This is a genomic window from Capnocytophaga sp. oral taxon 338 str. F0234, assembly GCF_000192225.1.
GTDB lineage: Bacteria > Bacteroidota > Bacteroidia > Flavobacteriales > Flavobacteriaceae > Capnocytophaga.
Genome location: NZ_GL872414.1, coordinates 1 through 8,652, shown reverse-complemented (window position 1 = coordinate 8,652; position 8,652 = coordinate 1). Strand labels below are relative to the sequence as shown.

The following is an 8,652-nucleotide window of genomic DNA, read 5'->3' as shown; positions in this document are numbered from 1 at the left end:
TTTAATCATTCACTGCTTAAGTTTCATTAAAAAAATCTCCTTCAGCCTCTTCCACAGACAAGAAAAAATACTCTACAAAGTACCCTAAGCCCCTCGCCTTAAACAAAAAAGCAGAGCACGAATCTCTTCATGCTCCGCTCTTGGTTTTTCTATTCTATATTATTATTTATCGCTCTATTTCAAACGTCCTTCCCTCTCCTATCGGTAAAGAGTGAAGTGTCCCTTGAAGGTACGGTTGTCATCCGGCTCATTGAGCTGAAGAATATACCAGTAGTCACCCGCTGGTAGCTCCTTCCCTCCATAAGTACCATCCCATTCTTGGTGGTTATTCAATGTCGCTATATGACGTCCATAACGATCATAAATCTTCGTCTCTGCTTGTGGATAACTTGCCAAGTTCAACGGTGCCCATGTGTCATACTGACCATCTCCATTCGGAGTAAAGTAATTCGGTATCACCACATCCTCAAATTCCTTATAGATGAATACTGAGTGCGCACAACCTTTCTCATCCTCTACATATACTCGTATCTTCTTCTCTATCTTGCCTGTGGCTGGATTGAGTTCCTCATAATCCGTCTTCTGTACATAGTAGGTGAGTTCCTTGCCAGAGACCACATCTGTCTCTCTCTGTACATGACGTGCCTTGATCTCTTCTACTGTGTTATATTCAGCTGAACCAAAGTATACCGTATACTTCTGCTTACCTCCCTCTACCTTCACCTTCACTAAGTTCAAGTCATTGGCTATGCTCTGGTTGGTAATCTTAAGCGGATCATGGTATTCTATGGTGAATTCCCTTTCCTCATAGCACAAGGCAGGATCTCCTATGGCAGGGTTGTCTTTATCATAATAGTACAGATACATCTTATACGTCTTTGTCCCCTGTGCTGCATCCTCACGAATAGGCGTTACGGAAGCTAACTGAGTGGTCAGATCTGCACCACGTATCTGATACATATTATGCGTATTGTCATCTCCTATCGGAGTGGTTCCTGAAAACTCATACCTATCCGTAGTAGAGTTCCCTGTAAAGCCATATCTTAAACGATTCGCTGCACTATGTGAGCCCGGAGAAAGTACCAAGTATGGAGTGGTTACCGATACATATACATCATACGTTGCCGCTGCTGCCGTATCACTCGCTCCTACCCTGAGCACTACATTATTCGCCCCTATTGAGGAATTACAGTGGTAATTCTGTACAATCTCTCCCTTGAGGTCTACTCCTTCTATAATCTCAAAGTTCTTCGTCTGCTCACAACCATTGGAGTCCTTAACTACTATCAAGTACTTACCTGCCGATAGATTCTGAACCACTGCCGTATCGGTAGAATACAAGTTGCTACCTCGCTGTCCTGTGGTGGTACCATCCGCCTTGAATGCCTCCCAGCTATACACCGGTGTGCCTTCTGAAAAGTTGAACTCTATCCTACCATCTGAGGCGCCCTTACATCCTACATGTTTCACTCTTACCTGGGTTATCACTATCTTATTAGGTTCCTCTATCTGGATATTGCTCTTCTCTACAATACAATCAAAGTCCTTATCCTTCACCGCAGCCGTATAAGAGCCTACTTCCAAATTATTGAACGTACCACTATCTTGCCAATTATAAGTGCCATCAGCTTGCTTAATTCCATACTGATAATGTCCAGATCCGCCAGCTCCTGCAATAGTGAAAGATCCATCCTTGCCTCCATTACACTTCACTGCCTTACGATTTACCAAAGTAATACTCAATGCCGTTTGTGGCCCTACCGTTACCGTTTGATCCTTCTTACAATCACCATGCCCTGCCACTGAATGTATCGCACTTATCACATAAGTCCTTGTGGTTCCTCCTGTTAGGTCAACCTCCAATTCAAAACGTGCATTGTTATGTGCCACTCCATTCAACTGATATCGTACATTCAAAGCTTCCGTAGCCGGAGTAACACTCGCCTCTACAATATACTTAAGTACCCCATCTACACACCTGTAGCCTATCTCATTGAGGTGTAAGCTTACTTTTGATCCTGACTTTATAGTCATCTGTGCCGCTGTTGCCTGGCAGCCATTCGCATCCTTAACCATGAAGGTATAATCACCCGCTGCCAAATTCTCTATGCCTTGACTCTCATTATAATCCTCCCACGTAGCTCCTCCATCCTTAGAATATTTATACTTAGATAAAGCAGGGGGTACCGTAAAGGCGGTTCCTCCATAGATACGCAACTTCGTCTTACCATCGTTTGCTCCAAAGCAACTCTCATGTACCGTAGCATCATCATTCACCGTTACACTGAGTATCTCTGGCTCAGTAATGGTAAATTCAAATATATCACTACCCGTTGGCGTACCCCCTTCATCCAAAATCTCTGGACGACAACCATTCTCATCTTGCATGATGACATAGTACTTACCTGGTGCTAACCCTTCAAACTTGCCATCATTATCCAAGAAACGATCCAAGTGAGGTGTTATCGCATAAGTAAACTTCCTAACACTGCCATCCAACTTCGTGGTCGGATTGATATTCTTCACCTTGAAGCTTCCATTATTCATTCCATTACACTCTACATTCTTCACCTCATATTGGGCTCGGTACTTAGGCTCTTCTGTAATGACTTGGGTCTTCGTTACTGCTGGACAACCTCCATTCACTTGATCTACCGTAATGGTATAAGTGCCCGCTGGTAAACCTTCAAATACCCCTGTGGTATTAGGAGAGGTTACCCCTGACGGTACTGGGCTGATGGCAAAGCGATAGCCTTCATCATTCTTTCCCCCTCGTGCCCTTACGGTAATCTTACCATAGGTACTGCCAAAACAGTTGAGGTGAGCGGTAGTATTATCCATATCTATCGTTGCGGTGATATCCTCTACTTTATCTACCGTAACTACATTACTTGTGCCTATACAAGCATCTGCTGCTCCATTGTTATCCTTGACCTCTACCTCATACTTCTTCTCTGCGGTAGGTCGTGGTATCACACCTGTAAAGGTGGCTGTAACCTCACCAGGAATTGTTCCTGAAGTAGAAGCCGTAGCACCCGGTACAGCTACCCTACTGCCTGAGGTAACCTCATAAAGGGTAAAGGTATATGGAGATCGTGTAGGATCCATGTTCGGACGTGCTTCCACCACTACCCGAATATCTCCCGCTGTAGCACACCCTGGATATGTGGACAGACTCGCACGGGCGATAATCGTTCCAGGATCTTTCACTACAATATCATCTGACTTAATCCAATCATCATGACATAAGAGGGCTGCTCCTATCTTAATATAGTAGGTTCCCGCTCCTATCCCTGTGAAGGTAACCTGACCTGTATGCCCTGCATCATCTCCCTGTACTCGCCCTAAGGCTCTATCTGTCGCCTTATCATATAAGGTATAACTATAGGTAGGAGGTACTGGGGTCGCAGGAGCGACTACGGAGCCTCCTGTTACACCACTGAGAACAATCTTTCCATTTGTATCACCACTACATGTCGGATTAGTTACCGTAGCAGTCCCTTTGGTAAGTGCCATTGAAGCACTCCATTGAGGTATCGTAAATGGTGATAACTTATATTCACAGCCTTTCACATCCTTAATCTCTATATGGTGGGTACCTTCCCCTATATTGCGGAAGACTGTTGCCGTACCCCATGGGGTTGATTGCGTACCTCCTGAGACAACACTCACCAAACGTATTTGATAAGGTGCACCCCAGCCACCTGTGATACCACTGGTAAGTCCTATTACCGCATCATTCTGTGCTTGGGTACCACAATAGGTCATCGGACTGAGTAAAGCACTGGTAGCGGTAACCGTGTTAGGAATACTTACCTGAGTCTGTGCACTCGCTGAACACTGGGTATGAGTTACCTGCAATTCCACCTTAAAGATTCTTGCCGTATTCGCTGTCCATCCTCCACTGACGGTTACCTCTTTCTCACTCACCGCAGCTGAGTCCGTGAAAGGTCCTGCTGTGAAGCCACCACCACCTACTTCTATTATCTTATAGCTATAGCCTTGTTCATACGCTCCTCCTGATACCTCTACTCGGAATCTGAGCGTAGGAGCTGGTGTGGCAGATCCATCATTACATGCTCCCTGAGTTACCGATACATTCACCGTTGGTTTTGGCGTCCTTGTTACTCGGTAAAGTTCACTTAGTGTGTAAGTACAGTTCGTATCCAAATCCTTTAAGGTAATACGATATTCTGCTGTGTCCTCACCCGCTGGAAGGTTATTAGGAAGCGTTAGCTTAATCGTTCCTGGAGTAGCTCCCGCAGGTTCTCTTGTTCCATCATAGTTCTGTACAACTACTGCAGTGGCTGGTGGTGCTGGAATACGTTCTATATAAGCATCATAACCATTGGTATTAGTACCTGCTATATTACGCCTAATGGTAAGCTCTAACTCTTCATTTATAGCCGGATTACAAGCCATCTGTTGCGTCCTACGTACCGTTACCTGCTGGGTCTTAGCCAAGGTACGAACCATAAAGCTAACCCCTGGAGCATTCTCTATACTACAACCCCGTGCATCGGTTACCTTCCAAGCAACGGTATAGTTAGCCCCTCTATCCTCCAACTCAAATACTTGGTAATCACTCGCTACTGCAGGTGGTGTTGGTGGAGTCGTTACTGTTCCTTGTTTAGTGGCTATAACCCTACCTGCCTCTATCACCTCAAAGGTATAAGGAGGTACCCCTCCCTTTACAGGGATATACAAGTACGCTTTCTCTCTTGGGGTTGCATTGGTAAAGCTTGGAATCCTTGCTGTTATCTTAGCTGCATCCGCACTCGCAAGTGCATCACAACCCATCTGGTATAGCTGAGCATTTCCTTGGGTAGCATCCTCAGTTATCGAAGTCTGTTCCTTAATCTCTTCTGCGGCTCCACTGGTAATCTCTACCGGACAAGTTCCGTTAGGAGATTGCTTGATCGTTATCTTATAGTAGCCTTTCCTAAGACCTGGTATCGTATAGACTACCTTTGTCGCATCCTCTTGGGTGATATCCGCATCTGTGATATTTCGTACTACACTATAAGATCCTCCTGCTGTGGCTGAGCGAGTAAGCTCATAGGTATAACTTCCCTCTTCACGAGCATTAGCTGTCTTATTACGAGTTAATACAAGCTTACCGGTCTCACTACCTGGCTGACAGCCTGAGGCATCTTCATGTGATAGGCTATGGCGCGCTTTTAGCGCATTATCATCTTCCGTATTCTTGAAAGGTCCTACTGTGCCTCCAGCAGCCTGGAAGGTATTACAATAGGCATTCCCATTATCCTTAACCTCTACCTTAAAGTTGGTAATAGTAGGAGGAGTTCCTCCTGTTACAGGTACCTCTACAATAGCAACCCTATGAGGAGTAGGCCAAGTAACGGTAACCCCTGGTATGACTGTTCCTCCGGCATCTTTTACCTGAATGGTATAGTGATCCGTTCCTGGATAAGTAGGCAAGGTAACTCCTGGTGGAACAAAGTCAGAACCACTGAGAATAGTTACTTTGATCTTCGCCACTGTCTTATTAGGAGGGCCTGGTATACAAATTACATCGGATTCCTTCGCTGTGGTAAACTTCAACTTAGGATAGGTATATACCTGCCCTGGTGATGGCACAGGAGGTAGAATAGTCTTCGTTGCCTCACACTTGCTCTCCTTATGACGTACCTTTACCTTATTATGGTCAAACAATGCCGGAATAGCTATCGTTTGTGGATTCGCAGTAAAGGTTGTCCAATGAATTCCATTATCTATAGAATATTCATAACTTGTATGGTCATTATATGGCGGTACAGGTGCACTTGGTACCCCTGGAGCATTCAAATCGCTTAAGGTAAGGATCATATCATAGGTATCTCCCGTACACGCTGTGGCATTGTTTATCGATATGGTAAACTTCGCCTTATGTTGACTATTAGAGAACTGTCCTATACTTGTCATCGGTGAGGTCAAGGTAATCTCACATCCTGTCCCTTCATCCTCTACCGTAATGGTCAAGGTAGAGCCCGCAGGGAATGGCAAGGTAGTGAAATCTGTCGGACGGAAGGTAAAGCTTGGATCAGTGCCTTTCGCTACATTCCTTACAATGATATTCCTACGCAAAAGCGGATTATTTGCCTTTAGTATCTTATAGGTAAAAGGTCCTACGCCTCCTGTAAAGCCTGAGGAGGCAGTCAAGGTAAAGCCGCCTGAGGTACCATCACAGCCAATCGCTTTCGTATTGGTAAAGGTAAGATTTGTTCCTCCTCCTACCAAGTTCATTGGAGTTGTCGTTGTCCTTACGGTTATATTCCTTGTATAAGTAGTACAAACAGGGGTATGGCTATCTGAAACCCCTATCGCATACTGCTTGCTCTGTCCTGCAGGAATATTCTGCCCTGTCTGGCTTATCTTATACTCTGTGGAAGGAGGTATAGGAGGGGTCACAGTAGTTGTCCCTGAAGCAGCAGTCAATGAACCATTGGGTTGTACTTCATATACCCTAAAGGTATAAGGTGGTTGCCCTCCAGTGATATTTACCTTAAACTCTACTGTTGTTGTAGCCCCTGGCGTACATGCTACCCCAGATACCCCATTAGGATCTATTGTTGTAGATAAAGGTACCTCTGTGTGATCCTCGTAACGGAATTCTTTACTTGCCTTACATAGACTTCCTCCCGCTACTTGATAATGTACGTATACAATATAGGTACGACCTTTCTGTAATCCGGTAAAAGTATGGGTCGGTGTCCCTGTCATAGGTCCTAACTGTGAACTCTGCATCTCTGCAGGAGCTCCATCGTGATTCAAGAAAAACTGTACTTGTGTATAGCTACCATTGGCAAAAGTTACCTTTAAGTCAAAGGTGCTACAATTTGCCGTAAAGTTCTCTGGTGTAAAGGTCAAATCCTGACTGCGTCGCAAAGTAAACTCAGGCACCTCCTTAGTACATACCACCGTATTGGGAGCCACCCTAAGACGTACTCCTATCTGCGCTGTATAGCTACTGCCTATATTATAACCCGTGAAAGTTCCACTGGTTTGCCATGCACTACCTGACCCGTATAAGCATTGCCATTCTCTTTGATAATTCGGTATACGATCTCATAATCAGATGCCGGCTGTATATCACTACTTCCACTTAAGGTAAAGCCCATTGTCGTATCCGTACAGCTCGGTGTGGTAAAGGTTGTATTCCCTACCGTAATATGCATATCCTTTATCTCAAAGTTATAACCACTGCTGCCCAATGGCTCACAGTTATTATTCCCCTCATCGGATATCCTTAAGGTATAGGTTCCTATCTCCAATCCTGGTATCTCATAATTATTTACCGTAGGAGCGGCTGGAATCACTACCTCTGGGAAGGTTACCGCAGGGGTAGGTGTATTACGTTGCAATCTTACTCGGTATGGACCACGTCCTTTAATCTGCCTTATCACTAACTTTCCACTCTCGCCTGTACAAGTAGCACTGTGAACGATAATGTTGCTCGTACTTGGGTCTATCTCCGTAGGAACCGCTCCTTTTATCTCTACATTGCCCACTACCTTCTTACCACAGGCTACCGGAATGGTATTAACATCTTTAATATAAATATCATAGTGCTTGTCCTGTGTTGTATAAGGGAAGGTCTTGCTTGCACTAGCCGTATAGTCACTATCATTTGGAGTCTGTCCTGCTTCTACAAAAGCATAGTGGTACAACGGAGAAGCTGATCCTCCTGTTACACGGGTAACCGTAATGGAACCTCCTTGCTGAACACTTCCACACACTGAGTTATGGGTTACTATATAATCACCCCCATTAAGAGGATTGATCTCTGGAGATTTCTCTATGTCTTTCTCTATAGAACATGCATACTGGTCACTTACTCGTATCCTATATCTGCCTGTCGACCAGCTCGCCATATCAAATTCAGGATTATTTGTCCCCGCTGGGTTCACTGTCCAACTCGCTGGTGTCCCCCCTGAGATATTCATATACTCATACTTAAGCGGTACACCTCCGTTACCTCCTCCATTATAGGTGGTCGTTACGCGCATCTTCGTGTTAGACGTCCTACAATCACTCATCGCTACCGATATCGTAGCAAAAGTATTGCGCTTCTTCACTTCAAGAACAAAATTCTTAGGCGAACAGTTATTCGCATCTGTAATCTCTACATCCCATTTGCCTTCTGTTAATATATACTGGAATGTATTGCTCGGTATCACCTCTGGTGAACCTGGACTCCCTTGCTTGTGTACCGTAATCTTATATGGCTGTACTCCCCCTTCTATCTTATAAACCCCGTTGGACGGCGTTGCCCGATCATAAAACTTAGTATCCAACTGATTCACTCCACAGTTGAGGTAGATCTCGGTCTTATTCGCCGTAACTTTCAACTCTTCTCTATGCCCTATGGTAAAGTCCACACTTACCTCACAAGGCGTATTGCCATTATACTTGTTCTGATGGGTTGACTGCAATACTAACTTATAAGTGCCCGGCGCTAAGTTATTCACCTCTAAAGTGCCATTATTATGACTGTTCCATCCCGTAGATGGCTGTACATTCACTCCCGCTGATGTCGTTACTTTCCATTTATAACTGCCCGTACCATAGTTCTCTACTATCGCTCGCATCTTCCCATCATTCACCCCATAACAACTCTGCGCTACTTCTTGATGTGATGAGATCTTGAAA

General features: G+C 44.8%; 1 protein-coding gene and 1 pseudogene. Both read right to left on the bottom strand.

What is annotated here, in order from left to right:
- Positions 1-198: 198 nt before the first annotated feature.
- A complete protein-coding gene (locus tag HMPREF9071_RS10785) occupies positions 199-6,936 on the bottom strand; it encodes a T9SS type B sorting domain-containing protein (RefSeq protein ID WP_009401270.1) in 6,738 nt (2,245 codons plus the stop codon).
- Positions 6,937-6,974: 38 nt separating this feature from the next.
- Positions 6,975-8,652, bottom strand: a pseudogene (locus tag HMPREF9071_RS10780) (hypothetical protein); the annotation flags it as partial.